Here is a 23,203-nt window from a genome sequence, read left to right as displayed (position 1 = left end):
TGATGATGGCAAGAAGGACACACCTGTTCCCATTCCGAACACAGCAGTTAAGCTTCTTAGCGCCGATGGTAGTTGGACCTTTGGTCCTGTGAGAGTAGGACGTTGCCATGCAGGGTGTTTGTTTGTTAAATGGAGGTTTAGCTCAGCTGGGAGAGCATCTGCCTTACAAGCAGAGGGTCAGCGGTTCGATCCCGTTAACCTCCACCATGACTCGTTAGCTCAGTCGGTAGAGCAACTGACTTTTAATCAGTGGGTCGCAGGTTCGAATCCTGCACGGGTCATTCTCTTTGAGAGAATTTGCGGGTGTGGCGGAATTGGCAGACGCACCAGACTTAGGATCTGGCGCCGCAAGGCGTGGGGGTTCAAGTCCCTTCACCCGCACTTTATTTAAATTATTACGCCGGCTTAGCTCAGTTGGTAGAGCATCTGATTTGTAATCAGAGGGTCGAGGGTTCAAGTCCTTTAGCCGGCACTTTTTGCGGAAATAGTTCAGCGGTAGAACATCACCTTGCCAAGGTGGGGGTCGCGGGTTCGAACCCCGTTTTCCGCTTTGTCAGATTAAGACATCCTTGCCGGGGTGGCGGAACTGGCAGACGCACAGGACTTAAAATCCTGCGGTTAGTGATAACCGTACCGGTTCGATTCCGGTCCTCGGCATAAGCAACTTTGTTGCTGATACAAACATGCACCCATAGCTCAATTGGATAGAGTACTTGACTACGAATCAAGCGGTTACAGGTTCGACTCCTGTTGGGTGTATTATATTATCGGGAAGTAGCTCAGCTTGGTAGAGCACTTGGTTTGGGACCAAGGGGTCGCAGGTTCGAATCCTGTCTTCCCGATTTTTTATCTAATGGGGGCTTAGCTCAGCTGGGAGAGCGCCTGCTTTGCACGCAGGAGGTCAGCGGTTCGATCCCGCTAGTCTCCATTTTTTAATTTTTATGGCGGTGTAGCTCAGCTGGCTAGAGCGTCCGGTTCATACCCGGGAGGTCATGGGTTCGATCCCCTTCGCCGCTATTTTTTTGAAACCTTGGACCTTTAGCTCAGGTGGTTAGAGCAGACGGCTCATAACCGTCGGGTCGTAGGTTCGAGTCCTACAAGGTCCATTCTTTGTAGTTGATTTATTATTATATTTTGGAGGATTACCCAAGTCCGGCTGAAGGGAACGGTCTTGAAAACCGTCAGGCGAGTAAAATCGTGCAAGGGTTCGAATCCCTTATCCTCCTTTAAAATTATCGCGGGGTGGAGAAGTTGGCATCTCNACCTTTAGCTCAGGTGGTTAGAGCAGACGGCTCATAACCGTCGGGTCGTAGGTTCGAGTCCTACAAGGTCCATTCTTTGTAGTTGATTTATTATTATATTTTGGAGGATTACCCAAGTCCGGCTGAAGGGAACGGTCTTGAAAACCGTCAGGCGAGTAAAATCGTGCAAGGGTTCGAATCCCTTATCCTCCTTTAAAATTATCGCGGGGTGGAGAAGTTGGCATCTCGTCGGGCTCATAACCCGAAGGTCGTAGGTTCGAGTCCTACCCCCGCAATCGTATAAACTTATGCGGGTGTAGTTTAGTGGTAAAACTACAGCCTTCCAAGCTGTTGTCGCGAGTTCGATTCTCGTCACCCGCTTTGTTTTGTACGGGCCTGTAGCTCAGTCGGTTAGAGCGCACCCCTGATAAGGGTGAGGTCGATGGTTCGAATCCATTCAGGCCCATTTAACAATAATCCTTTGGATGATGGGGAAGTACTCAAGTGGCTGAAGAGGCGCCCCTGCTAAGGGTGTAGGTCGCGTAAGCGGCGCGAGGGTTCAAATCCCTCCTTCTCCGTAGTGTTTTATTGTTAATCTGGTCCGTTGGTCAAGTGGTTAAGACACCGCCCTTTCACGGCGGTAACACGGGTTCGAGTCCCGTACGGACTATTTTTTTATTTTTGGAGGATTACCCAAGTCCGGCTGAAGGGAACGGTCTTGAAAACCGTCAGGCGAGTAAAATCGTGCAAGGGTTCGAATCCCTTATCCTCCTTTAAAATTATCGCGGGGTGGAGAAGTTGGCATCTCGTCGGGCTCATAACCCGAAGGTCGTAGGTTCGAGTCCTACCCCCGCAATTGGTTCCGTGGTGTAGGGGTTAACATGCCTGCCTGTCACGCAGGAGATCGCGGGTTCAAATCCCGTCGGGACCGTTTTTTTTATTTTGCGGGTGTAGTTTAGTGGTAAAACTACAGCCTTCCAAGCTGTTGTCGCGAGTTCGATTCTCGTCACCCGCTTAGTAAGCAACCTTAGGGTTGCTTTTTTTGTTTTTTAATAAATTGATTTTGTTGAAACTTTTTCTGGATAGATAGTTGACACCTGTTCGGATATGATGTATCTTATACATACCGGTGGTATGTATAAGAAAAAGGAGGTTCTCAAATGTCTAGAGAGGGCACAGGGGAAGAATCGAGACGGCAAATTCTAGAAGTTGCCTCACGGTTATTTGCTGAGAAAGGCTACGATAATACAACTATCCAAGATATAGTTAAAGGTCTTAATGGAATGACTAAAGGTGTTATCTATCACCATTTCAAATCTAAACAAGATATTTTCGAACAGATATTAGAGTTATATTCGGAAGATCATAAGGCAGTACAGATTGAAGCTGATAACGGCTTAGAAAAAATAAAAGCCTTGTTATTAAGTGAACTGTTAAATGTCAATAAGCAGTCGATTGGCTATTCTGGAAAAGTAATTTTAAGTACACCAAGAATGATTGGCGAACAGTATCGAGTAACTTTTGAAGAATTAGCGCCATATATCAAGACATGGATTGATGAGGGGATTCAGGATGGCTCGATTAAAACAGAGTATCCTCTAGAATTAGCGGAGCTAATCATGTTAACTTTTAATTTATGGTTAGGACTTCAGTTGCCCTCTTATTCCGTAGAAGAAGCAGAACGTAAGCTAGATTTTTTTAAATATATGTTTGAAAGCATGGAATTAAACTTACTAGATGAAGAGATTATGTCGGCTGCTCATCGTCTGATTAGGCATTTAAAGAAATAGGAATTATTTCTTTATTAGCAAAACATACCAATGTTATTTTTTGTTTTATTACTACTATTCATTGAATTAGGCTTTATTTTTTATTTAAAACATACCAAAGGTATGTAAAAGGAGGAAAAATAATGAAATTAATTAAATTGGAAGCAAGCAAAGTAAATTGGGCGAAAATCGGATTGATTATGGGAACTTTATTTGTGGTAATAGTCAGCTTAGTTGGAGTTGTTCTACATGGTATCAACAAAGATCAAGGCTTTAGCCAATTTATCGAAACTATGAATTTACCGATTGGAAGTCAAACGGCTTGGCCTGTGATAGCAGGAACGATGGGTGTCTTATTTACCACCGTTTTTGGTTTATTGTTTGAAGGCTATTTAATTGGGGATGTTATGATTAATGAATTTAAACACAAAACCATTTACAATTTATTTTCAATGCCTTATAAACGGTCACATATTCTGTGGGCCAAAGTATTTCTTATTACTTGCATCAGTTTTGTATTTCAATTAGGTGGAAGTTTACTTATCCTAACGGGTATTAAATTGCTCAGTCTGATTTTAGGGGCGAGCTACCAATTGAACGTTTTGATGTTAGTTCATCTTTTGGTTCAAGTTATCTTATTAACTTTAATTGGTTTACTTCCTATTATTACTGGTTTAATTAAATATTCCAATGTTATTGCTTATGTCACTTCTCTCGTCTTAGCTCAATTGTTTGGCAATAGTTTTATGCTGCAAATTAATCAATCTAACTTTATGGTTTACCTACCTTTAATTTTAATTAGCTGTTTAGTCCTCATTGGCCTAGTTATTATGATTAACAAACAAGAAAAAGTGGATATTTTATAATATATAGGAGGAAATACAATGAATAAAATTTTGGAAGTATCTCATATTAGTAAAGAATTTGGTCAACAATTGATTTTGAATGATATTAATTTTTCAATCTTACCAGGTCAGATATATGGATTATTAGGACCCAACGGAGCAGGAAAAACGACTTTAATGAAGATTATTATCAGTCTTTTGGAAGCTGATCGGGGAAATGTTTCGATTGGGCAATTTGACTTAGAAATTCAACGTGAAGCAGCATTAAAAGAAGTAGGGTCATTAATTGAGACACCGGCTTTCTATGAACATTTGACAGCCAAACAAGTATTGGAATTACAAGCTGCTTACTTGGGTTGTCAGGTAAATGTAAAAACGATCTTAGATAAAGTTGGCTTAAAAAATTCAGATAAAGCGGTTAAAGCTTATTCACTTGGAATGAAACAACGCTTAGGAATTGGCCGGGCTTTGGTAGGGAATCCTCAATTGTTAATCTTAGATGAGCCTATTAATGGATTAGATCCACAGGGAGTTCGAGAAATGCGACAACTCTTGCAGGATTTAGCAAAAAATGAAAATGTGAGTATTTTAATTTCTAGTCATATCCTCAGTGAAATTGCCCAAGTCGCTGATAAAATTGGAATTATAAAGGAAGGACAATTAATTAAAGAGGTAGAAATGGCTGAATTAAATGCAGAACACATTGACTTAGAAAGCTATTTTTTAGATCAAGTTTCGTTTACAAGATAGAGAAAGGAGTTCCGTATGTTGAACAAGAGAGCCATTCACTTATTAGTAATGAGTCAGTTATGTTCAGTTATGGGGACCATGATCTGTCAATTTTCACTCATATTGTTTGTTTTGGATCAAACGCGATCGATTAACTATTTTGCCTCACTTATGGCGGTCATGACAATTGGAAGATTAATGGGATTACCCATAGGTGGGATCCTAGTTGATCGCTATAATAAGAAGAAAATAATGGTTAGTTTAGATGGACTATATTTTATGATGACGCTGTATTCCATCGTATGTATTAGGCAGAATAGCTTTGATCAGATTCTGTTGTTAGGATTTATGATGGGCTTGGTCTCAGCTGTTGAAACGCCTTTAGTTCAAGCCAGTTTACCTTTATTTAGCCAAGGAGTAAGCCTCTTAAAAGCCAATAGCTTGATTAGTGGTATTGGCTATTTTGCTAATATTGTAGCACCTGCTATAGGAGGGTATTTATATGCGACCATTCCATTGGAATTCGGGATGATTTTGTGCTTAATTTTTTATCTATTCGCGATTTTGGCAGAAGCTTGTTTACCAATAGCATGGAAGCAACATAATAATGGGGCAAAGTTTCGACTACACGATTATCTTGAAGATGGGAAGGAAGCCATCCACTTTATGTTAGAACAGAAACAGATGCTAAAAATTTGTCTGCTAGCTACTGTTTTAAATTTTGCTATTGCGTCTATGTTTCAAACGATCTTACCTTTTATCTTGCGGATTCATTTAAAAGCCGATAATTTTACCTACTCTATGATTCAGTTAAATTGGGGATTGGGTCCTTTATGTGGTGTACTTTTATATAGTTTAAGGGCAAAAAAATTATTGCGGACTAACATTTGGTTTTTCTTTCTATTGATTTCCTTCTGTTTATTTGCTAGTTGGCTAACCTTATCTTATAGGGTAGTGGATAGTCAATCTAGCTGGCTGTTAGGTGGATTTATTAGTTTTTGCCTAGCTATTTTTTCCATTGTTTCTTTACATTTACTAGGTTATATCCAGTTGCATACGCCTAAAGAGATGGTTGGACGTGTGATGTCAATTGTGTTCTTTTTATCAACGGTAGCCATGCCCATGGGTCAATATATCTATGGTTGGCTTGGTGACCATTTGACAGCTAAAAGTTTGTATCAGGTAATTGGTTTGGTGGCAGTCTTTACTTTAATGTTGGGTATTGGCCATCATAAACTTTTTGAACAGATTAAAGAAGCAAGAATTTGATTTTGGATAAATTACTGAATTTGGCTAGTATTACGGCATTTCTTGTCTTAAAATAGGAGAGTGGAAATCAAATAAATTAATAGTTAAAGGAAGAGTGAAAACGATGGCATGTACAACGATTTTAGTCGGTAAGAAGGCTTCTTATGATGGGTCTACTTTGGTGGCCAGAAATGAGGATTCACCTTCAGGAGAATATACTCCTAAGAAGATGATAGCTGTTTCTAGTAAAAATCATCCTACTCGTTACAAATCGGTGTTAGGGCATTTTGAAGTTGAGTTGCCAGAGACAGCTTTATCTTATACTTTAACCCCTGACGCCGTGCCAACAATTGGGGTTTGGGGCGCCTGTGGGATCAATGAAAAAAATGTTGCTATGTCAGCTACTGAAACGATTACGAGCAATGATCGTGTTTTAGGAGCCGATCCGTTAGTTGAATATCAAGAAGCCCAAGGTCAACCTGGTGAAGCCGATTACCAAGCTGAGAAATTAGGTGGTATCAGTGAAGAAGATATGGTTTCTTTGGTTTTACCCTATATTCATTCTGCGCGGGAAGGTGTCTTGCGCTTAGGTCAACTTCTTGAAGAATATGGCACGTCGGAGATGAACGGAATAGCCTTTCAAGATGTTGAGGAAATTTGGTGGTTAGAAACGATTGGTGGTCACCATTGGATTGCTAAACGCGTACCAGATGAGGCTTATGTCGTGATGCCAAACCAACAGGGTATTGATTCATTTGATTTTGAGGATGCTTTCGGACAACAAAAAGATCATCTTTGTTCTAAAGATATGCGTGAATTTATTAAAGATAATTTCTTAGATTTATCCTTGGAGTCAGAATTTCAAGCGCGCTTAGCTTTTGGTAGTTATTCGGATGCTGATCATGTTTATAATACGCCACGTGCTTGGGTAATGGGTCGCTATTTTAACTTTAATACCTTTAAATGGGATGGACCGGATGCTGATTTCACGCCAACCTCAGACAATATTCCTTGGTCCTTTGTTCCAGAACGGAAGATTACGATTCAGGATATTAAGACGATTTTATCTAATCATTATCAAGGAACGCCGTATGATCCGTACGGAAAAAGTGGGGATTCTTCTTTGCGAGGCATTTACCGAAGTATCGGAGTAAACCGTAACAATTTCTTGGGCTTAACCCAAATTAGACCTTATTTACCTGAATCTATTCGTTCGCTTCAATGGATGGCTTTTGGATCCAATGTCTTTAATGCTATGATCCCATTGTACACCCAAGTGACAAAGATTCCTGATTATCTAGCTAATACAGGAGCTCGGGTGAATACCGATAACATTTATTGGGCGAGTCGCATTGTCGGTGCCTTGGCTGATGCCCATTATTATGCGACTGAAACAGCTATTGAGCGTTATCAACTAGCGGTTGCAAAACAAGCTGTACAACTTCTAAAAGAGAATGAGCAAGTTTTATTAGCTGATCCAAGCCAAGATAGCCTCGCTCTATGTGAGAAAGCTAATCAAAATATAGTCGATATGTTGAAAAAAGAAACGGATCAAGTCTTGGATAAAGTCTTATATTTAGCTTCAAATGGCATGAAAAATGCTTTTTCACGTTCTGACAACTAATAAAAAGGCTCTAAGTTCGTAAAAGAACTTAGAGCTATTTTTATTCTGGGTAACGTGTTTGAAATTTTTGGATATGACTAACCATAATTTCTTCTAATGAGAGGTCGTACTTATTAGCTAAGATAAAGAGACTGTCTAGCACATCACCAATTTCTTCTTGTAAATTAGCTAATAAAGTTTCTTGTGTTTCATTTGCTTCATCCGGTCGATCTCGTCCAATTTCGATGGCACGAACAGCTCGTGCAACTTCTCCGACCTCTTCACTGATAAAATTAACACGAATAAAGGCATTATATTCATACCAACCCCTTTTTTTATAAAAGTCACAAATCCACGTTTGGTAGTCGTGTAGATTCATCATATCTTCTCCTTTAAAATGACATTGATACCATGTTACAATATTGTGGATGTAAAATAAACTTAGAAGGATGTTGAAGAAAATGAAATTTGCTGTGTACTGTGGAGCCGCTACCGGAAATAGACCTATTTATCAAGAAGAAGTGGCAAAACTGGGTCAATGGTTAGGAGAAAATGGCCATGACATTGTCTATGGTGGAGGTAAAATAGGCCTTATGGGTGTAATAGCCGATCAAGTCCTAGCCAATGGCGGGCAGGTTATTGGTGTGATGCCAGATTTTTTAATTGCACGTGAGATTTCCCACCAAGGTCTGGATCAATTGATTGAAGTAAAATCAATGGCTGAGCGTAAACAAATCATGCTAGATCAAAGTCAGGTCTGCTTAGCTTTGCCTGGTGGCCCTGGTACCTTAGAGGAAATTGTTGAAGCCATTTCTTGGACACGGATTGGTCAAAATCCGAATCCTTGTGTGTTCTATAACATTGATGGTTACTATGATGGCTTAAAACAAGTTTATTTACAAATGGTTGAGCATGGCTTTCTTAGTCAAACAGATTATGAGCGTATTGGTTTTGCAAGCACGCCAGATGAACTAATGTCTTTTGTTAGAGAATACCAAGCTGCTGATAATCGCTAATATTAGGAGTTAAGAAATGTTTCAATTACTGTTATCGGCTATCTTAGTCTTTGCCTCAACTAGTATGGATTATTTATTATTATTGATGATTATTTTCACTCAAACCCATACTCGAAAAGGCGTGATCCAAGTGTTCGGCGGTGAATATCTGGGAACTGCCATCTTGGTCATTCTAAGTTTAGTAGCAACTTACTTACTTCATTATGTGCCAGACGAATGGATGATTGGTTTATTAGGTTTGATTCCGATTGCCTTGGGATTACATTTGGCCTTTAAAGGAGAAGAAGAAGCTGATAAAGCAGAAATTCAAGAGCGATTGGAAGAATCTCAAGGTGGTAATCTGATTTGGACAGTAGCCTTTTTAACGATTGCATCTGGAGGCGATAATGTAGGTATATATGTCCCTTACTTTACCTCCTTAGCAGGATATGAATTTCTAGTAGTTATATTCATTTTCTTCTTGGCTATAGCGTTGTTATGCTATATCAGTATGAAATTAGCGCGGCTTAACTTCATAGAAGAAACTGTAGAACGATATGAGCGGGTCCTAGTGCCTTTAATATTTATTTTATTGGGCATATATATTATGTACGAAAATGGGACGCTAGCTTATACGGTGAAATTAATTTTAAACTGAATGAAAAGGCATTGATGATAAGGTAATATGTACCTGGTCATCAATGCTTTTTATTTATAAGTAAAACGGGTAGTGATCGATAGCCAATTGATAGTGACTTTGAATGACGCTTTGATCTTCGCCATCAGTCTGTGAGCGTAGAGGTTGATCAACGCTGAGCGAAAGGGTTTGACCTTTAAAATTGGACACGTGTTTTGATTGGTTGGGTGTTTTGGTTACGAGAATACGCCAAATTAATTCGACCACGGCCCAAAAATTAATGTGATGGATTAAGGTCAAGACAATTTCGGCTTTATCTGCTTGAACTTCTTGATCGAGTTGGATACCGCCACCAAAATAAGGATTATTTAGTGCACAAGCAATAACACAATGAGGTTGCGTAATGATTTGATTATCTATTTGCGCCGTTACTTGAAAATCCTTTAGCTTTTTAAAGCTAGTGAAGATGGCTAAGAGATAAGACAAGGACCCTAGATTATGATTGGTTAAAAAGGGTTTGAAAGCCTGCTTAGAACTAGCATAATTGACCTCGGCATCAAAGCCAATTCCTAAACTGTTCAAGATAATACCGCGCGTTCCTGAGACACTTTCCCGGTAGGTAAAGATGGGTAGCTCCTTGGCCTGATGAGCAAAGAGTATTCGGTCTACAGCTTGGCGGACCGTTTTAATATCTTTTTGCCAAGCACGACTAAAATCATTTCCGGTACCCGCCTTGATGTAACAAATGGGAATCTTAATCTGTAAGTTATAAAAGGTAGAGACGACCTGATGGAGAGTTCCATCGCCACCAATCACTACAACTCTTTGTGAGTCGGCTTTATAGCTAGAAGCAATTTGCTTAGCCAAAAGAGGAGCCTGATTAATATAATCAGTAGGGTACACTAGATAGTGGACTTTATATTCAGTTAGGATACGCTCAACTTCTTTAAGGACTTGGCTAGCTTTGCCGCCGCCAGCTTCACGATGGCAAATGATGGAAATCCGCTGTGTCATAATAACCTCCAAAATGGTTCAATCTTGCCTTGTAGAATGATAGGCACTATGGGTTTATTATACTGAATTAAATGTAAAAGGGGAAAATATTTGCTGAAAATTGACCTCCATTTGCGTAAAATAACTAGCTTTAATATAATGAAAGAGTGCACAAATCATAAAGGAGTTTATTCATGACCTATAAAATGCTTGTTGTTGATATTGACGACACTCTTTTAAATTCTAATCACGAGATCTCGGCCTTGACCTATCAGAGATTGCAAGATTTACAAGCAGCAGGTGTCTATTTAGTGTTAGCCAGTGGAAGGCCAACCGAATCGATGGTTGAAACAGCCCGCCATCTTAGACTAGATCTCTATCAATCATATATCATTTCTTATAATGGGGCCGTTGTAACCCGCATGAGCGATCAAAAAGAATTATTTAGTCAGCGTCTTGAAATAGAAGATCAAAAAGCCTTAATTCAAGCTATTCAGTCCCGCCATCTATGTTTGACAACCTATGTCGACGGAAAAATTCTGCTAGACTATCCTAATCAATACAGTGATGTAGAGGCAGAACTGACGGGTCTAGAAGCAAATTATTCTCCGCAAACTATCGCTGAATTAGATAAACCTTGTTTGAAATTTATGGCTGTAGGTGATCCAAGTCAAGTTGCTGAATGGAACCAAGAATTACAAGGACATTTTGGCAAGAAAGTGTATGCCACCACATCGAAACCATTTTTCTTAGAATTTATGCATCAAGATGTCTCTAAAGGGGAGGCTATATCAAAACTATGTCACTACTTAAATATGAATCTTGACGCGGTGATAGCGTGTGGTGATGGTAATAATGATGCATCCATGATTCAAGTAGCTGGTTTGGGGGTTGCCATGGCTAATGCTAGTGATTATTTGAAATCAATCAGTGATTATATAACCTTATCCAATGACCAAGATGGTCTGATAAAAGTTATCGACGAATTTATCTTAAAAGATTGAAGTCATAATTGACTTTTAATGGGATTAAACCTATAATTATCAGTGATTGAGGCCATATTATTTTTGTCATTTTAACTAGAGACGCTTTACTTGGTGAAAGAAGCGAGAGGCAAATAATGCTCCCTCAAGATAACCGGTCGAAAGACTGGCGTACCTTTCGGCGTTAACGAATGCTAAAGACATAATGAACTGGAGTCGTTATAAGCAAGGTGGTACCGCGGTAGTCGCCCTTGTACATAACGACTCTATTTTTTTAGCAAAAAATAAAAGGAGAATGAAGATGAAAACTTTAACTAGTGCTCAAGTTCGTCAAATGTATCTCGATTTCTTTGCCAGTAAGGGTCATGAGGTGATTCCTAGTGCATCCTTGATTCCAGTAAATGATCCAACACTATTATGGATTAATGCAGGTGTGGCTCCCTTGAAGAAATATTTCGATGGAACAGAAATTCCTAATAATCCAAGAATGACCAATGCACAAAAATCCATTCGGACTAATGACATTGAAAATGTAGGGGTAACAGCTCGGCACCATACTTTATTTGAAATGTTAGGAAACTGGTCTATTGGTGACTATTTTAAAGAAGAGGCAATTGCTTGGGCGTGGGAATTTTTAACTAGCCCTGAATGGTTAGCTTTTGAACCAGAAAAATTATTCGTCACTTATTATCCAAAAGATGAGGAGACACCAAAGATTTGGGCTAAACAAGCTAATTTTGATGCGAGCCATTTGGTGCCTGTTGAAGATAATTTCTGGGATATTGGTGCCGGTCCATGTGGGCCAGACACTGAAATCTTTTATGACCGGGGGCCAAGTTTTAGTAATTTAGCTGAAGATGATCCAGAAAATTACCCTGGTGGAGAAAATGAACGCTGGTTGGAAATTTGGAACCTTGTATTCTCTGAATTTAATCATTTGCCTGATGGAACCTATGTTCCCCTACCTGCTAAGAATGTTGATACGGGTATGGGCTTAGAGCGAGTATCTTCTGTTATTCAAAATACGCCAACTAACTATGAAACCGATTTGTTTATGCCTATTATTAAAGCCATTGAAAGCTTAACAAAGGGAATCGTCTTTGAAGAAGCCGGTGCAAAACAAGTCAGCTTCAAAGTTATTGCGGACCATATCCGGGCGGTTTCATTTGCGATTAGTGATGGAGCTTTACCATCCAATGAAGGCCGGGGCTATATCATTCGTCGTTTGATTCGTCGTTCAGTGATGCACGGCCGTAAATTAGGTATTAACCATACTTTCTTAAGCCAATTAGTACCCGTTATTGCGAAAGTAATGGGTGAATTTTACGCTGAATTGGAAGCAAATGTTGCCTTTGTCCAAAAAATTATTTTAAGTGAAGAAGAACGCTTCCATGAAACTATTGAGGGTGGCGAAAGTCAGTTAGCTCAAATTCTAGCTGATCTAAAAGAAGCTGGCCAAACACAAATTGCTGGACCTCAAGTCTTCCAATTATATGATACGTTTGGTTTCCCGCTAGAATTAACTCAAGAAATGGCGCATGAAAATGGCTTTACAGTAGATGAAGCTGGTTTTGAAGTAGAGATGGAGGCTCAACGGCAACGTGCGCGGTCTGCTCGTAGCCAAGAAGAAAGCTTCTCTGTTAAATCGGAAGCCTTTAAACAAATCGATGTTGATTTTGAATTCGTTGGCTACACTCAACTTGAAACTAACGGAACAATCAAAGTGATCATTCAAGACGATCAACAAATCGACAAGCTAGCACCTCATTCACAAGGATGGGTTGTATTCAATCGCAGTCCTTTCTACGCAGAGATGGGGGGACAAGTGGCAGATAAAGGTGGTATCTTCGACGGCGAAACCATGTTAGCGGAAGTATTAGATGTTAAAAAAGCACCAAACGGCCAATTTATGCATCTATTAAAAACGTTTGATATGCCATTATTAGTGGAACAATCCTATTCGTTAGAGGTTGATCGGGCTTCACGGATTAAGACTAACCAAAACCATTCGGCGACGCATTTACTTCATAAAGCTTTACGCACCATCTTAGGTGAACATGCTCATCAAGCTGGTTCTTATGTCGGTCCTGATCGCTTGCGTTTTGACTTTTCTCATTTTGCAAAAGTTACACCGGAAGAACTTCAACAAATTTCTGCTTTTGTTAATTATTGGATTGAAAATGCAGCCGATGTCCATGTGAATGAGATGTCTTTAGATGAAGCGAAAGCAACGGGGGCTATGGCTTTATTCGGTGAAAAATATGGCGAGGTTGTTCGCGTAGTAAATATTGCCAATGAATCAATTGAACTATGTGGGGGAACCCATGTCAGCAATACCAATGAAATTGGTACATTTAAACTAATTTCTGAATCTGGTATTGGTGCGGGAATTCGTCGTATCGAAGCATTAACCGGTCAAGCAGCGATTGCTGATTACCAAAAACAAGAACAACTCTTGCAACAAGTACAAGAACAATTGAAGGTTGCCCAAAGTGATCAATTATTGCATAAAGTGAGTCAATTGCAGGAAGAATTGAAAGAAGCTCAAGCTCATGTAGATTCGTTAACAGCAAAAATGTTGCAAGCAGAGTCAGCGAAGCTATTCAGTCAAGTGGAAACAGTGAATGACACGACTTATATCGCTTTAGAAATGGCCAACCAATCTATGGACGCTATGCGTAATTTAGGTGATATTTGGCGCCAACAAAATCCATCCGATATCTTCATCATCGCGTCAACGGATGAAGAAAAAGTGAATGTGATGGTGTTTGTTAGTGACCAAGCGGTTGCTCGCGGTTATAAAGCAGGCAATATGATTAAACCATTGGCTAAATTAGTTGGCGGCGGTGGTGGGGGTAAACCACAAATGGCCCAAGCAGGCGGTAAGAACCCAGCTGGTGTTTCAGATTTAATCGCAGCGATTCCGCAAGTGATTACTGAACAAGAAGTGAAATAAACAACTTCACCAAGTTTTTGAGTGATAAAATAGTTTATCATTTCCTTTATGGCTTAAGTCATGTAGAATGTAAGTATGAGAAAGGACTGGTGATAGCGATGCAATCATTAGATGAAACTATTTTATTTAATATGGATGATCTACATAAACGTTCTGTTCGGGACACTTTATCGATTGTTTATCAAGCTTTAGAAGAAAAGGGCTATGATCCAATTAATCAAATTGTAGGTTATCTTATGTCAGGTGATCCAGCCTACATCCCTCGTCATATGGATGCACGTAACTTGATTCGCCGTCATGAACGAGATGAAATTGTGGAGAAATTAGTTGAGTTTTACTTAACTAATCAAGAATAAGATGAGTAAATATCAACGTTCAATGGGGTTAGACGTAGGGTCACGTACCGTTGGTGTAGCGGTTAGTGACCTGATGGGATGGACGGCTCAAGGTTTAGAAACAGTACGAATTAATGAAGATGAAGGTGATTTTGGAATTGACCGGATTTTTCAATTAATTGAAGAATATGATGTTTCCACAGTGGTTATTGGCTTTCCTAAAAACATGAATAATTCCGTTGGCCCGCGAGCTGAAGCAGCGATGGCATATGGAGATCAGTTAAAGAGTCGGCGCGAAGATCTAAACATTGTTTATATTGATGAGCGCTTAACCACTTCTCAAGCGGAAAGAATGCTCATTTCCGAAGCAAATGTTTCGCGAAAGAAACGAAAACAAGTCATTGATAAATTAGCAGCGGTAATCATCCTGCAGAATTATCTTGACCAACAAACGCGGCTTTAGATTAGAGTGAAGACTCTAAAGCAAAATATATTATAGAAGGAGTTTTTTGCATGACACATGAACACGACCACTTAGAAGAGCACGATCATTTGGAAGAACATGATCACGAGCATATTACGATTGTGGACGAGGACGGAAATGAATCCCTTTACGAGATTCTCTTCACCTTTGAATCGGATGATTTTGGTAAATCATATGTCTTAGTATATCCTGCGGGAACTTTAGATGATGATGATGTCGAATTGCAAGCTTATTCATTCGTTGAATTAGAAGATGGTCAGTCAGGCGAATTACAACCTATCGAGACCGAAGAAGAATGGGAAATGGTAGAAGAAGTATTGAACACTTTCCTTGACGAAGAAGATGAAGAAGACACCCAAGCTTAATTAGCTAACTTGCTCCGTCCAATTTGGACGGGGCTTTTTATTTTGTTTGATCGGTCTATGAATTTTTTGTCAAAATAAAGGTGCATTTAAGAAAAAATTAAGTCTAATTGGTCGAAAAATAGCCATCGGAAAAAATCTTTGTTATAATGCTAGCAATAAAAGTATCCTTCATAAGGAGAGTAATATGAATAAAGAACACATCAAAACTGAACGGGCAAATAGCAATAGTCAGCAAAACTATAAAATAAAAGAAAGAGCCTGGACTAACCGAATTGTTAAGACGATTATTCTTACAATCGTGACCCTGGGAGTCTTGGGGATTATCAGTGGATTAGCTTATTTTAAATATGCTTTAGGGCCGGTCGATTCCCATAATCAAAAAGAGATTCAAGTGACGGTTCCTATCAATAGTAGTAATAAAGGAATCGCTAAAGTGTTAGAAAAGCACGGCCTCATCCGCAATGCTGATGTTTTTATCGTGTATCTTAAATCTAAGAGTATCGGTAATCTCAAAGCGGGACATTATCAACTCAAACAAAGCATGAATGTTGACCAAGTGATTGCCCAACTACAAAAAGGGGGCATCCCCATCTCAGCAGAATCGGATAATAAAATTGTCGTTAAAGAAGGCATGCAAGTTGAAGATATTGCCAAAGAGGTTGAAGCGAAGACGGATATCTCCGCTAAGGAATTTCTTAAATTAGTCAACGACGACAAATTTATCGCAACCTTACAAAGTAAGTATCCAGATTTATTGGCTGGAGTGAGCCAAGCTCAAGGTTTAAAATATAAACTTGAAGGTTATCTGGCGCCGGCGACTTATGATTATATGGAAGGAAACACTGGACCGGAATTAATTACGGAGATGGTCTCTAAAGCCAATATTGAATACCAGAAATTGGAAGCTGATATTCCAGCTACCGGTTATTCTTATCATCAGTTGTTAACTTTGGCATCCATTGTTGAAAAAGAAGGCATTACCCCTGAAGATCGAGGCTTAATTGCGGGTGTTTTCTTGAATCGCTTGAATGCAGGCATGCCTTTACAAAGTGATATTACTGTGCTCTATGCCTTGGGTAAGCATAAGGAAATGGTTACTTATAAAGATCTTGAAATTGATTCTCCTTATAATTTATATAAAAATTCAGGTCTAGCGCCTGGACCTTTTAATAGTCCTAGTGTAGAATCAATTAATGCAGTCATTCATCCAACACCTTCTAACTATTATTATTTTGTAGCTGACTTGAAAACGCAAAAAGTCTATTTCTCAGCAACACAAGAAGAACATGAAGCCTTGGTGGCTAAATATGTCAATCAAGAGAATCAATCTGATTCAACGACGGTCAGCGATCAATCAGCTAGCAGCGAAAGTCAATCAGCTGAATAGATAAAACGAAGGGAACTAATGGATGAGGTGCATAGCCTTGGTGAACTCACCAGGTTGTGGACCTCATTTTCCTATGTAATATGATGATCAGGAGGAAAGAAATGGCAAAAAGAAAACCCATTGTGATTGGTGTAACCGGCGGTTCAGGATCAGGGAAATCTAGCGTATCAAAGAAAATATTACAGATTTTTAAGGGTCTGTCAGTCATGCTACTTCAACAAGATTCTTACTATAAAGATCAATCCCATTTATCATTTGAAGAACGGGTTTTGACGAATTATGATCACCCCTTCGCTTTTGATAATGATTTATTTATTGAACATTTGACTTGTCTCTTAAATGGACAAGCCATAGACAAACCAGTATATGATTTTGCCCAACATACCCGTTCAAAAGAAGTAATTCATCAAGAATCGAAAGAAGTTATTATTGTTGAAGGAATCCTTATTCTAGAAGATCCACGTGTTCGTGACTTGATGGATATTAAGGTCTACGTTGATACAGATGATGACATTCGCTTAGCACGACGGATTTTGCGTGACATTAACGAACGGGGGCGGTCAGTTGACTCAGTGATTGAGCAGTATACCCAAGTTGTAAAGCCAATGCATCATCAATTTACCGAGCCGACCAAGCGATATGCGGATCTGATTGTTCCTGAGGGAGGCTACAATGATGTAGCAATTGATTTATTAGCGACTAAGATTAAAGCAATTTTAGCTCACGAAGTAGAATAAAGAGCCTAATGGAGCCAAATATAAAAAAATAAAGCGTTATCATAAAAAATGATTGCTATTTCTTGCGGTAAGTGGTATCTTAATCGTGTTATTTTACCGTAGGGAGTTAGGAGGAGAAGTATGGAAGAGAAAGTTTATCCAATGACTTTAGAAGGTAAAGCAAAATTAGAAGCTGAATTAGAAGAATTAAAAGTAAATAAACGTCAAGAAATTATCGAACGAATTAAGATTGCGCGGAGTTTCGGCGATTTATCAGAAAATTCAGAATATGAAGCGGCTAAAGATGAACAAGCCTTTGTCGAAGGTCGGATTTCAACAATTGAAAAAATGATTCGCTTTGCCGAAATTATTGACGATAAAAATGTAGCCGATGATGTGGTTACTCTAGGTCGTAAAGTGACGTTTGTTGAGTTGCCTGATGGGGATGAAGAAACCTACACCATTGTCGGCTCAGCTGAAGCGAATCCATTAGAAGCTAAAATTTCAAACGATTCACCGATTGCTAAAGCTATCATCAACCGTAAATTGAATGATGTAGTATCCATTCAAACGCCAGGTGGCGCGTTTGATGTTAAAATCATCAATATTGAGAAAGCTAATTAAGTTATTGAGTGAATCTTGCTTAGAATAGCACTCGAAAAAGGAGGCCATGTGGCCTCCTTTTTTTAATGGCAAATTTAGAAACAAAATATGAAATCGTGTATAATGGGAATAGATTTCCGACTAGGGGCGGATGCGGTAGGAACTATTATTTGGCAGAATAGAACTAAGAGACTGTGAAGGTGAGGGTTGTCTATGAAAGCCTATCTGAAGCGAAATATTTTTTTGATATTATTGGTATGTATATTGGTTACAGTGTTAGAAGTCGTGTCTTCGTGGGGAATATTAATCTTTTTTGCTTTGGGAGTGGCTATGCTAATGGGCGGTTTGGTAAATAACGAATCAAAACCAGGCCGTTTTTTGAAGTTAGTCGGTTTGTTTATGATTATTTTGTCGTTATTGATGACTGATTCCATCTGGATGGTTGTGATTTGCTTTATCTTAATTTATTCGATTTTTGATGCGCCGGACGGAAATGAATTTTTCTTTACGGGTGAAAGCCTCTTACATCCCTTTGCTAAGCAAGCCTACCATGGAATCCAGTTGATTGAACCTCAGGTTGGACAAAAAACATTATTAAAGAAACAATCTTTGTTTGAAGAAGAGACGAATACGCAAGCATATCCTTGGGATGATATTAATTTGGTTTATTTTGGTGGGGATTCCATCATTGATTTGGGTAATACGATATTACCTAATGGCGAGAGTTTAATCATGGTGCGCAAAGTATTTGGACGGACGCGTTTAATCATTCCTAAAGAAGTGGGCCTGAAATTAAATATCTCAGTGATGGCTGGACAGGTAAAATTCGAAAACCAAGATTATAGTTTAAGTGGTGAAAATTTTCGTTGGCAAAGTCCGGATTATCAAGAAGCTAATCGGAGTATGCGTTTGATGGTTTCGGTTGTTTGGGGAGATGTTGAGGTGATTTTTGTATGAATCTACGCCTGTGGTTACGTCTGTTCTTGCATCAATTTGCTCTCATTACTTTGATTATTCTCATTTTAGTGGGAACCTTCGTCTATGCCTTTGATGATCTGACTTGGCAGTCACTGGTCGAGCTTCATTATTTTAAAACTCCGTTTTATTTGCTTCTAATGGCCTTTAGTGTAGCTTTAGCGGCTGTATATGCTGGCTATCTATCTCATGCTTTGACTGCACCTTATGAGCAGGTGCGAGCGCGGATCAATTGGCTCCTGTTAGGCAAGTATAAACATCCGATTTTTGCTAATAAGGTTTATTTGAAATCTTGGTATGATTCCGACACGATTTTGTTGAGCGATGTGACTCGTTTGCGTGATAAATTAGTTCAACTATCAACGGACTTGCAAGCCTTTTCGGCCAGCCCGACTTTTGTTGGCGAAGAGACCAAAGAAGAAATTATTGAAGAAGAGCGTCATCGAATTGCTCGCGAATTACATGATTCGGTCAGTCAGCAATTATTTGCAGCGATGATGTTAATGTCAGCGGCTAATCAATTAGCGCAAAAGGATTCAAGTCCTAAGTTGAAGCAGCAATTGGCTAAGGTTGAAGAGATTATTTCCAATGCCCAGACAGAAATGCGGGCCTTATTGCTTCATCTACGGCCAATAGGTTTAGAAGGTCGATCTCTTAAGCAAGGAATTACTCAGTTGCTTATGGAGCTAAAGACCAAAGTGGATATGGATATGATATGGCAGTTAGATGAGACTAAATTCGAGTCAGGTATTGAAGACCATCTTTTTCGCATTGTTCAGGAAGTCTTATCCAATACTTTGCGTCACTCAAAGGCCAGTCAATTAGAGGTCTATCTTCGCGAAGCCAATGCTACCATTCAACTAAAAATTGTTGATAATGGAGTAGGCTTTGATACGAGTCAACCGGAAAAGTTAGGATCCTATGGTTTGCGCAATATCAAAGAGCGAGTGACCAGTCTTGGTGGCACCTGTAAGATTATGTCTATCATAGGTCAAGGAACCGTAGTGGATATTATGGTACCGTTAAAACCTATTTTTGAAGATGAAAATATACCGGCAAAACATGAAGATGAGGAGGAAATGTAGTGATTAAAGTATTATTGATCGACGATCATGAGATGGTGCGCCTAGGGGTTTCGTCTTATCTTTCAATTCAAGATGATATTGAAGTTGTTGGTGAAGCAGAAAATGGCCTTGTAGGTTATCAAAAGGCGTTGGCTTTACGACCAGATGTTATTTTAATGGATTTGGTGATGGATGTGATGGATGGGATTGAGTCGACGCAAAAAATTATGGCAGACTGGCCCCAAGCTAAGATTATTATTGTTACTTCTTTTCTTGATGATGAGAAAGTCTATCCAGCTATTGAGGCTGGTGCATCTTCGTATTTATTAAAGACTTCTTCTGCTGAAGAAATAGCTCAGGCTATTCGGGCAACCTTTGCTGGTCAAAAGATTTTAGAGCCAGAAGTGACGACAAAAATTTTGGAACATAATTATCAAAAGAGTCAGCCTCAGTTGCATGATGATTTAACCACAAGAGAAGCCGAAGTTCTCCAATTAATTGCGCAAGGCTATTCGAACCAAGAAATTGCCGATGAGTTATTTATTACTCTAAAGACAGTGAAAACGCATGTATCAAATGTGCTTTCTAAGTTAGAGGTGGCTGATCGCACTCAAGCGGCCATTTATGCCTTCCAACATAAATTAGTTGAAAAGAAAGCCTAGTCCACTCAAGTTGACAGGTTGACGATTATTAGTATAATCGTCTTATTGATTGATTTTGAGAAAGGAACGAATAAAGATGAAATTAACGGTTGAACCACAAGCGGCTGCTTGGTTTAAAGAAGAAGTGGGTCTTTCTCAAGGTGCTGGCATACGTTTTTTAGCAAAAGTATATGGATGCAGTCCAATAAATAGTGGTTTTTCGTTAGCCATGGAAACGAATTACCCTAAGCAACCTGCTGCCGATTTCCGCGATCAAGAAGGGATTTACTATTATATTGAGGAAAGTGATCTGTGGTTTTTTGATGGTTATGATTTGAATGTAGTCTATGATGAGCAATTAGCGGAACCCCGCTATGAATATTGTAAGAATGGTCAGCTTTTGGCCAGCCAAGATTAAAATCTATCGTTAAGGAGTATGACCATGAGTCAACGTCGTTTTGATACTCAACGTTTGGTAACCTTGAGTGTATTAATTGCTATTATTATTCTGCAAACGTGGGTGCCTTTTTTAGGTAACATTAACATTCCTCCTTTTTCCATTACCTTCATTCATGTGACCGTGATTGTCACCACCCTATGGTTGGGAACAAAAGAAGGAATGATTATCGGTTTGGTTTGGGGGCTTAATTCTTTGGCACGTTCCCTTATTATGCCTGTGTCTCCCTTACACTTACTTATCTTCTCATCACCTTTGGTAAGTGTTTTGCCTCGAGTTTTGATGCCTTTAGTAGTGGGGGGTGTGGCGATGGCCTTTCATCGTAAACCCAATTTGCACAAAGCGGAAGGCTTGGTTTGTGGCATGTTAGGGTCGTTGCTGAATACGGTTTTTGTATTGGGAGCAATGGCGCTTTTTAAACAAAGTGCTTTTATGCAAATGAAAGGTGTGACAGATACAGCTGCCTTATGGAAATTATTAGGAGGCATTGTGGTTGCCAACGGAATTCCAGAGATGATTGTGGCGGGTTTGGTTACTCCTATCTTATTGTTAGCTTTGCGTACAAAGTTTAATCGTCAAAAACAATCTTATTAAATATAAAATAAGCCCGAAGCTTGGCTGATCTTCTCTTTTGCAAAAGGGTCAGCGGAAGTTTCGGGCTTTTTATTGATAAGATATGGGCTTATTTTTGCCAACGACGGCATTTTTTTAGCATAAATGGATAAGTGGCTTTCATTAAGCTCTTGACTAGTGGATTCCCTTGGCCTTGGCTAATAGCCGTTTTACCCTTAGAAAGCATTTGCTCAAAAGTAATATCAGGTTCGGTAAAGTGACCGTTTTGATAGCAGTAACGGCAATAATCGTTGGATACTTGTCCATCTGCTTGACTACCGCGAACGTCTTCGTCATGCAATTGAAGCGGCATGCCGCAGGATTGACACATAGGTTTCATGATAATTGTAACTCCTTTATATCGTAATGTCGTTCTTTTTAGATAATTAGTTGACTGCTAAAATGGTTAGCATGGTGTAGAAGAGGTATATAATCAACGTGTTTATATTAAAACATAGTTTTGAATAAAAAGCTTCTATTTTTATTAAAAAGATAAGATTGAAGTAAAATATAGCGTATAATGAAGAAAATAAACCAATAAAGGAGAGTTTTGCTCATGTTTACGGTGATCCCTTATTTTAATTTTCCGAATGCCTTAGAGGCTCTTACTTATTATGAAGAAACGTTAGGAGCTAAAGTGACAAGCAAATTTATGGCTAATGATCCATTGTTTGGGCAAGCAGATGCGGATGAAGATGTAATCATGAATGCAGAATTCGAACTCTTGGGTCAACGATTTATGCTTTCGACCACTCCTGATAAAACTCCAGTCAATAATGAAGGTGTATATGTGGCCTTTAATTTTGATGGCAAAGACCAAGAGGCTATGGTTCAAGCGCAAGCTTTTTATGAACGTGCTATTCAGTCAGATAGTCAAATTTTGGTTCCTTTAGGTGCAACACCGTGGTCACCTTTATACGGTATGTTTACAGATCCATTTGGAATTAGTTGGATGGTCAATGCTCGATAGGAAGGGAAGATTCATGACAAAGAAACCGATTATTTATTTTTTATGCACGGGAAATTCTTGTCGAAGTCAGATGGCAGAAGGCTTTGGACGTCGTTATTTAACACAATGGGAGGTCTATTCGGCTGGTATTGAAGCTCATGGAGTCAATCCACAAGCCGTTCAAGCGATGGCTGAAGTGGGGATCGACATCAGTCAGCAAACCTCTGATGTCATTCAAATTGACTTGTTGAGTCAAGCTGATTTAGTCGTTACTTTATGCAATCATGCCAAGGATGTATGCCCAATTACACCACCCGGTGTTCAAAAACAACATTGGGGTTTTATTGATCCAGCTGGGCAAGACTGGTCTGTCTTTCAAGAAGTGCGTAATCAGATTGAAGCTAAGATTCAGACCTTTAGTCAGCTTGATCCTCAAAATGTTCTTGTGATTAGATGATAATGTGAACTTCTATTTAGGTAACTAGGCAACGAGTTTTATTTCAATAGTAGCTGATTGTAGGCACTGTAGCTAAGAATTATTTTAAATAGTTGACTATATGACGAGTAAAGAAGAATCGCCTGTTAAGGGCGTTTTTTTTATGTATTTGAGTCTTGA

General features: G+C 39.2%; 25 protein-coding genes, 23 tRNA genes and 1 rRNA gene. 46 read left to right on the top strand and 3 right to left on the bottom strand.

The window, feature by feature from the left end; all coding sequences use genetic code 11:
- The 29 genes from rrf to EIH20_RS06455 form a co-directional block, all read left to right on the top strand.
- Nucleotides 1-111: ribosomal RNA gene (gene rrf, locus EIH20_RS06595) — 5S ribosomal RNA — on the top strand; the annotation flags it as partial.
- 20 nt (nt 112-131) lie between these two features.
- A tRNA-Val gene (locus EIH20_RS06590) sits at nt 132-207 on the top strand.
- Nucleotide 208: 1 nt separating this feature from the next.
- Nucleotides 209-281, top strand: a tRNA-Lys gene (locus tag EIH20_RS06585).
- Between the two features lie 18 nt (nt 282-299).
- A tRNA-Leu gene (locus tag EIH20_RS06580) sits at nt 300-381 on the top strand.
- 18 nt (nt 382-399) lie between these two features.
- Nucleotides 400-472: transfer RNA gene (locus EIH20_RS06575), tRNA-Thr, on the top strand.
- Nucleotides 473-478: 6 nt separating this feature from the next.
- Nucleotides 479-550, top strand: a tRNA-Gly gene (locus tag EIH20_RS06570).
- A gap of 21 nt (nt 551-571) precedes the next feature.
- Nucleotides 572-657 (top strand) — tRNA-Leu (locus EIH20_RS06565).
- Nucleotides 658-685: 28 nt separating this feature from the next.
- A tRNA-Arg gene (locus EIH20_RS06560) sits at nt 686-759 on the top strand.
- A gap of 9 nt (nt 760-768) precedes the next feature.
- Nucleotides 769-842: transfer RNA gene (locus EIH20_RS06555), tRNA-Pro, on the top strand.
- Between the two features lie 13 nt (nt 843-855).
- A tRNA-Ala gene (locus EIH20_RS06550) sits at nt 856-928 on the top strand.
- A gap of 15 nt (nt 929-943) precedes the next feature.
- Nucleotides 944-1,017: transfer RNA gene (locus EIH20_RS06545), tRNA-Met, on the top strand.
- Between the two features lie 15 nt (nt 1,018-1,032).
- Nucleotides 1,033-1,106 (top strand) — tRNA-Ile (locus EIH20_RS06540).
- A 30-nt stretch (nt 1,107-1,136) separates the two neighbouring features.
- Nucleotides 1,137-1,226, top strand: a tRNA-Ser gene (locus EIH20_RS06535).
- Between the two features lie 36 nt (nt 1,227-1,262).
- Nucleotides 1,263-1,334: transfer RNA gene (locus EIH20_RS06530), tRNA-Ile, on the top strand.
- Nucleotides 1,335-1,364: 30 nt separating this feature from the next.
- Nucleotides 1,365-1,454, top strand: a tRNA-Ser gene (locus tag EIH20_RS06525).
- A gap of 10 nt (nt 1,455-1,464) precedes the next feature.
- Nucleotides 1,465-1,537: transfer RNA gene (locus EIH20_RS06520), tRNA-Met, on the top strand.
- A 14-nt stretch (nt 1,538-1,551) separates the two neighbouring features.
- Nucleotides 1,552-1,622: transfer RNA gene (locus tag EIH20_RS06515), tRNA-Gly, on the top strand.
- Between the two features lie 11 nt (nt 1,623-1,633).
- Nucleotides 1,634-1,707 (top strand) — tRNA-Ile (locus tag EIH20_RS06510).
- A gap of 24 nt (nt 1,708-1,731) precedes the next feature.
- Nucleotides 1,732-1,819 (top strand) — tRNA-Ser (locus tag EIH20_RS06505).
- A gap of 20 nt (nt 1,820-1,839) precedes the next feature.
- Nucleotides 1,840-1,911, top strand: a tRNA-Glu gene (locus EIH20_RS06500).
- 13 nt (nt 1,912-1,924) lie between these two features.
- A tRNA-Ser gene (locus EIH20_RS06495) sits at nt 1,925-2,014 on the top strand.
- Between the two features lie 10 nt (nt 2,015-2,024).
- Nucleotides 2,025-2,097 (top strand) — tRNA-Met (locus EIH20_RS06490).
- Between the two features lie 2 nt (nt 2,098-2,099).
- Nucleotides 2,100-2,172 (top strand) — tRNA-Asp (locus EIH20_RS06485).
- A gap of 13 nt (nt 2,173-2,185) precedes the next feature.
- Nucleotides 2,186-2,256, top strand: a tRNA-Gly gene (locus tag EIH20_RS06480).
- Nucleotides 2,257-2,401: 145 nt separating this feature from the next.
- Nucleotides 2,402-3,031: a TetR/AcrR family transcriptional regulator gene (locus EIH20_RS06475; RefSeq protein WP_124058952.1), complete on the top strand. Its 630-nt coding sequence runs from the start codon at nt 2,402-2,404 to the stop codon at nt 3,029-3,031.
- 122 nt (nt 3,032-3,153) lie between these two features.
- A complete protein-coding gene (locus EIH20_RS06470; RefSeq protein WP_124058951.1) occupies nt 3,154-3,876 on the top strand; it encodes an ABC transporter permease in 723 nt (240 codons plus the stop codon).
- A gap of 18 nt (nt 3,877-3,894) precedes the next feature.
- Nucleotides 3,895-4,605, top strand: coding sequence for an ABC transporter ATP-binding protein (locus tag EIH20_RS06465; RefSeq protein WP_124058950.1), 711 nt, complete (start codon nt 3,895-3,897; stop codon nt 4,603-4,605).
- A gap of 15 nt (nt 4,606-4,620) precedes the next feature.
- Entirely contained in the window at nt 4,621-5,853 is a 1,233-nt protein-coding gene (locus EIH20_RS06460) for an MFS transporter (RefSeq protein WP_124058948.1), read from the top strand.
- A gap of 103 nt (nt 5,854-5,956) precedes the next feature.
- Complete coding sequence (locus EIH20_RS06455; RefSeq protein ID WP_124058946.1) at nt 5,957-7,456, top strand: C69 family dipeptidase; 1,500 nt, start codon at nt 5,957-5,959, stop codon at nt 7,454-7,456.
- Nucleotides 7,457-7,496: 40 nt separating this feature from the next.
- On the opposite strand, the gene EIH20_RS06450 is transcribed toward EIH20_RS06455, so the two are convergent.
- Nucleotides 7,497-7,814, bottom strand: a complete 318-nt coding sequence (locus tag EIH20_RS06450) for a MazG nucleotide pyrophosphohydrolase domain-containing protein (protein WP_124058963.1) — start codon at nt 7,812-7,814, stop codon at nt 7,497-7,499.
- A gap of 82 nt (nt 7,815-7,896) precedes the next feature.
- On the opposite strand from EIH20_RS06450, the gene EIH20_RS06445 reads away from it, so the two are divergent.
- Nucleotides 7,897-8,451, top strand: coding sequence for an LOG family protein (locus tag EIH20_RS06445; protein ID WP_124058944.1), 555 nt, complete (start codon nt 7,897-7,899; stop codon nt 8,449-8,451).
- 16 nt (nt 8,452-8,467) lie between these two features.
- Nucleotides 8,468-9,088 (top strand): CadD family cadmium resistance transporter, encoded by a 621-nt coding sequence (locus EIH20_RS06440; protein ID WP_124058941.1) that lies wholly within the window; start codon nt 8,468-8,470, stop codon nt 9,086-9,088.
- A gap of 54 nt (nt 9,089-9,142) precedes the next feature.
- Here EIH20_RS06440 and EIH20_RS06435 read toward each other — a convergent pair whose 3' ends face one another.
- Nucleotides 9,143-10,081, bottom strand: coding sequence for a diacylglycerol/lipid kinase family protein (locus EIH20_RS06435; protein WP_124058939.1), 939 nt, complete (start codon nt 10,079-10,081; stop codon nt 9,143-9,145).
- Nucleotides 10,082-10,254: 173 nt separating this feature from the next.
- On the opposite strand from EIH20_RS06435, the gene EIH20_RS06430 reads away from it, so the two are divergent.
- The 13 genes from EIH20_RS06430 to EIH20_RS06370 all read left to right on the top strand — a co-directional run bounded on the left by EIH20_RS06430 (nt 10,255) and on the right by EIH20_RS06370 (nt 21,620).
- Nucleotides 10,255-11,064, top strand: coding sequence for a Cof-type HAD-IIB family hydrolase (locus EIH20_RS06430; protein ID WP_124058937.1), 810 nt, complete (start codon nt 10,255-10,257; stop codon nt 11,062-11,064).
- A gap of 280 nt (nt 11,065-11,344) precedes the next feature.
- Complete coding sequence (gene alaS, locus EIH20_RS06425) at nt 11,345-13,999, top strand: alanine--tRNA ligase (protein ID WP_124058935.1); 2,655 nt, start codon at nt 11,345-11,347, stop codon at nt 13,997-13,999.
- 98 nt (nt 14,000-14,097) lie between these two features.
- Entirely contained in the window at nt 14,098-14,355 is a 258-nt protein-coding gene (locus EIH20_RS06420) for an IreB family regulatory phosphoprotein (RefSeq protein ID WP_124058961.1), read from the top strand.
- Nucleotide 14,356: 1 nt separating this feature from the next.
- Complete coding sequence (ruvX, locus tag EIH20_RS06415; protein ID WP_124058933.1) at nt 14,357-14,797, top strand: Holliday junction resolvase RuvX; 441 nt, start codon at nt 14,357-14,359, stop codon at nt 14,795-14,797.
- Nucleotides 14,798-14,847: 50 nt separating this feature from the next.
- Nucleotides 14,848-15,183: a DUF1292 domain-containing protein gene (locus EIH20_RS06410; RefSeq protein ID WP_124058931.1), complete on the top strand. Its 336-nt coding sequence runs from the start codon at nt 14,848-14,850 to the stop codon at nt 15,181-15,183.
- A 184-nt stretch (nt 15,184-15,367) separates the two neighbouring features.
- On the top strand, nt 15,368-16,570 hold the full coding sequence (gene mltG / locus EIH20_RS06405) for an endolytic transglycosylase MltG (RefSeq protein WP_124058929.1): 1,203 nt from the start codon (nt 15,368-15,370) through the stop codon (nt 16,568-16,570).
- A 101-nt stretch (nt 16,571-16,671) separates the two neighbouring features.
- Nucleotides 16,672-17,307, top strand: a complete 636-nt coding sequence (gene udk, locus EIH20_RS06400; protein WP_124058927.1) for a uridine kinase — start codon at nt 16,672-16,674, stop codon at nt 17,305-17,307.
- Nucleotides 17,308-17,427: 120 nt separating this feature from the next.
- A complete protein-coding gene (greA, locus tag EIH20_RS06395; protein WP_124058925.1) occupies nt 17,428-17,910 on the top strand; it encodes a transcription elongation factor GreA in 483 nt (160 codons plus the stop codon).
- A gap of 192 nt (nt 17,911-18,102) precedes the next feature.
- Entirely contained in the window at nt 18,103-18,846 is a 744-nt protein-coding gene (gene liaF / locus EIH20_RS06390; RefSeq protein WP_124058923.1) for a cell wall-active antibiotics response protein LiaF, read from the top strand.
- Nucleotides 18,843-19,949: a sensor histidine kinase gene (locus EIH20_RS06385; RefSeq protein WP_124058921.1), complete on the top strand. Its 1,107-nt coding sequence runs from the start codon at nt 18,843-18,845 to the stop codon at nt 19,947-19,949. Before liaF ends, EIH20_RS06385 begins: the two co-directional genes overlap by 4 nt.
- Nucleotides 19,949-20,590: a response regulator gene (locus EIH20_RS06380; protein WP_124058919.1), complete on the top strand. Its 642-nt coding sequence runs from the start codon at nt 19,949-19,951 to the stop codon at nt 20,588-20,590. Before EIH20_RS06385 ends, EIH20_RS06380 begins: the two co-directional genes overlap by 1 nt.
- A 76-nt stretch (nt 20,591-20,666) precedes the next feature.
- Entirely contained in the window at nt 20,667-20,987 is a 321-nt protein-coding gene (locus tag EIH20_RS06375) for a HesB/YadR/YfhF family protein (protein WP_124058917.1), read from the top strand.
- 24 nt (nt 20,988-21,011) lie between these two features.
- Nucleotides 21,012-21,620, top strand: coding sequence for an ECF transporter S component (locus EIH20_RS06370; protein ID WP_164470891.1), 609 nt, complete (start codon nt 21,012-21,014; stop codon nt 21,618-21,620).
- A gap of 88 nt (nt 21,621-21,708) precedes the next feature.
- Here the strand turns inward: EIH20_RS06370 and EIH20_RS06365 are convergent, their stop codons facing one another.
- Nucleotides 21,709-21,978, bottom strand: a complete 270-nt coding sequence (locus EIH20_RS06365; RefSeq protein WP_124058913.1) for a zinc ribbon domain-containing protein — start codon at nt 21,976-21,978, stop codon at nt 21,709-21,711.
- A 216-nt stretch (nt 21,979-22,194) separates the two neighbouring features.
- On the opposite strand from EIH20_RS06365, the gene EIH20_RS06360 reads away from it, so the two are divergent.
- Nucleotides 22,195-22,608 (top strand): VOC family protein, encoded by a 414-nt coding sequence (locus EIH20_RS06360; RefSeq protein WP_124058911.1) that lies wholly within the window; start codon nt 22,195-22,197, stop codon nt 22,606-22,608.
- A gap of 13 nt (nt 22,609-22,621) precedes the next feature.
- The gene (arsC, locus tag EIH20_RS06355) at nt 22,622-23,044 is read left to right on the top strand and encodes an arsenate reductase (thioredoxin) (RefSeq protein ID WP_124058909.1); all 423 of its coding nucleotides are present in this window, start codon (nt 22,622-22,624) and stop codon (nt 23,042-23,044) included.
- Nucleotides 23,045-23,203 lie beyond the last annotated feature (159 nt).

Origin of the sequence: Vaginisenegalia massiliensis (assembly GCF_900604935.1) — a bacterium.
Lineage (GTDB): Bacteria > Bacillota > Bacilli > Lactobacillales > Aerococcaceae > Vaginisenegalia > Vaginisenegalia massiliensis.
This window is presented reverse-complemented; position numbering and strand designations above follow the sequence as displayed.